Genomic DNA, 251 nt, shown 5'->3' with positions numbered 1-251 from the left:
TTAAAAGCACAAATAGAGGCTTTTAAAGAATATACGGGGTATTATCCTGAGTCAGTCCATGTAGATAAAATTTACCGAACTAGAGACAACCGAGCTTGGTGTAAAGAAAGAGGAATTAGAATCAGTGGCCCTCCGTTAGGGAGACCCCCAGTAAATCTGAGTGAAGCTACTAAGAAGCAGGCGTTAGACGATGAAAAGATTCGGAATTCAATTGAGGGCAAATTTGGGCAAGGGAAAAGAAGATTTAGCCT

At 41.0% G+C, this 251-nt stretch carries 1 protein-coding gene; it reads left to right on the top strand.

Annotated elements, in window-relative coordinates; translation table 11 throughout:
• Positions 1-251 (top strand): transposase (locus PL9214_RS29575; RefSeq protein ID WP_139295224.1); only part of this gene is annotated, 251 nt, incomplete at both ends.

Source organism: Planktothrix tepida PCC 9214 (genome assembly GCF_900009145.1).
In the GTDB taxonomy this organism is placed as follows: domain Bacteria; phylum Cyanobacteriota; class Cyanobacteriia; order Cyanobacteriales; family Microcoleaceae; genus Planktothrix; species Planktothrix tepida.
This window is presented reverse-complemented; position numbering and strand designations above follow the sequence as displayed.